Source organism: Kitasatospora sp. NPDC059817, from assembly GCF_042731835.1.
GTDB lineage: Bacteria > Actinomycetota > Actinomycetes > Streptomycetales > Streptomycetaceae > Kitasatospora.
Map to the genome: position 1 here is coordinate 1 of NZ_JBHWIR010000422.1, position 1,678 is coordinate 1,678.

At 69.9% G+C, this 1,678-nt stretch carries 2 protein-coding genes; both read right to left on the bottom strand.

Features of this window, described 5'->3' with window-relative positions:
- Window positions 1-301, bottom strand: a 301-nt coding sequence (locus ACFV61_RS35930; RefSeq protein WP_380496381.1) for an ATP-binding protein, incomplete at its 3' end; no start/stop codon positions are given.
- Window positions 301-1,569 carry an IS21 family transposase gene (gene istA / locus ACFV61_RS35935; RefSeq protein WP_380496383.1) on the bottom strand — a complete coding sequence of 423 codons (1,269 nt, stop codon included), beginning with the start codon at window positions 1,567-1,569 and terminating at the stop codon, window positions 301-303. The genes istA and ACFV61_RS35930, both read right to left, overlap by 1 nt.
- Between the last annotated feature and the right edge of the window lie 109 nt (window positions 1,570-1,678).

The window sequence follows — 1,678 nt, forward strand, 5'->3', positions numbered from 1 at the left end:
CTAGCTGCTGGCGGGTCATGCCCCGCAGGTGGGCGAGGTCGAGTTCCTCGATGGTCTTGATCGCGGGGAAGCGCGCCTGCCGGATGCGTTGCTCGCCGCCGTGGCTGTCGCGGGCGGAGACCTCGCGCTGCAGGCAGGCGACGAGGTATTCGAGGTGGCTCCAGGACTCGGTCTGGGCGCGTTCGGCGAGCCGTTCGGCGGCGTCCAGCAGTGCGGGTGCCTTCATCGCGCGGGCGAGGAAGGCCAGGTCGGCTGTGGTCTGCCGGGTGGTGCGAGCCGTAGGCTTGCTGGTGGTGGGCATCAGCTGTCCTCCTTTCCGGCGCCGCCCTCGATGAGGGTGAACATGCGGTCGTAGGTGCCGAGCTCGCGCTGTTCGACCTGGACGCCCAGGTCGTCCGGGGCCAGGCCGGCCAGGCCTCGGGCCCTGGTGTGTGCGGCCCGCTGACGGATCGCCTGGCCGCGCAGGACCTCGGCCGCGGCGCCGTGCTCGGGATCGGTGATGGTCTGGTGGCGGGCCCAGCAGCGGCTGTGGTGGGCGACTGTCTCGCCCGCGCGGGTGGTGGCGACGATCTCCTCGGTGTCCGTGCGGACGGTGATCTGCTGGCCGATCGCGCGGGGGTGGACGGAGTAGTCGCAGGTGTCGACGCGGATGTAGTGGTCGCGGCCCAGCCGGGTCGTCTGGGGCCACCAGTTCGGTGGGGCGACCGGCGGCAGGGCGAGCATCGCCTGCCTGTCGGCCTCCCATCGCTCGAGGGGACGGCAGCCGATCACGCGGTGGTGTCTGCGGTTGGCGATCTGCAGCCAGGCGGCCAGCTGGGTGTTGAAGTCGTCTGGCCCGGCGAAGGTGCGGCCGGACAGGAAGCTCGTCTCCAGATAGCCGTTCGCCCGTTCCACCAGGCCTTTCGCTTCCGGGTCGCGAGGCCGACAGAGATGGATCCGGATCGCGAGCAGGCCGGCGAACGCCGCGAACTCCGACGTCAGCTTCCCCTGCCCGACCCCGCTCTCGTTGTCCCAGACCAGCATCTTCGGGACCGCCTGCCAGCCAGTCAGCAGCCGCCAATGTCCGTCGATCAGGTCGGCGGTCGTGCGGGACGGCAGCAGCCGGGCCGTGATCATCCGCGAGTAGCCCGACACCATGACCAGCACCGGGGGTCGGCCCGTCTGTCCATAGCCCAGCGGGATGTCCACCGGCGGGAACCACAGATCACACTGGGCAAGCTCACCGGGCGAGTAGACCGTGCGCGAAACCGGGTCGACCGGAAGATAGGCGGGCCGCAACTCGCGCACCCGTTCCTTGAGGATGGTCAGGCCGCGGTCCCACCCGATCCGCTCGGCGATCACCGTGGCCGGCATGGTCGGGGTCTGCTTCAACAGCTCGCGGATGGCGGGATCGACCCGATCCACCGCCGAGCCCTTCAGCGGACGCTGGTAGACCGGCGGCCGGTCCGAGGCAAGGGCCCGCAGCACGGTGCCCCTGGAGATCCCCAAGTGCCGGGCCACCGCACGGGCCGACAGGCCCTCTGCCCGGTGCAGCCGGCGGATCTCAGCCCAGTCCTCCACGCCAATCACCTCTCTTCCTCCTGACTCCCATACCAGTGAAGTCAGGATGTTCAAGAGATCACGCAGTGGCCCGCTTTTGATGCGCCGTCCGTGGCCCTAATTTCACCCGTCGACGACA